Source organism: Gilliamella sp. Pas-s95, from assembly GCF_009795795.1.
Taxonomy (GTDB): Bacteria; Pseudomonadota; Gammaproteobacteria; order Enterobacterales; family Orbaceae; genus Gilliamella; species Gilliamella bombicola.
The window spans coordinates 1-316 of the sequence record NZ_WTFC01000115.1 but is presented as its reverse complement, the minus strand read 5'-3'; the positions used below and the strand labels follow the sequence as shown (position 1 = coordinate 316).

The window sequence follows — 316 nt, the reverse complement described above, 5'->3', positions numbered from 1 at the left end:
AGTTATCCTTGTACTGGTGCAGTAGGTGCCGTGCCGTCGTCTAGTAATAATGTTTACATGCGTCACATAGGTGCAGGTTTTTTCAGCGAGTGGGGCCACATGGGCTACTACGCTGATGCGGGCTTCGTCGGCATCAACTACTGGGCGAGTGACGCAGCAGGTAGCTATGGCTTCTATGTCCGCTCGTACTACGGCGCCGTTTACAGCGACAGCGCTTCCCCCAGTACTTACGCTGTTTGCACCGCACCTTAGTTTTTAGCGTTTAGTCCTTAATCCTTGGGCCGCGGGGGCGGTTATGGAGCCTGAGAGGACAATC

General features: G+C 54.4%; 1 protein-coding gene. It reads left to right on the top strand.

Annotated features, from left to right (window positions below):
• On the top strand, window positions 1-252 hold a 252-nt coding region (locus tag GQ598_RS11180), incomplete at its 5' end, for a hypothetical protein (protein ID WP_237410364.1).
• Window positions 253-316: the final 64 nt, after the last annotated feature.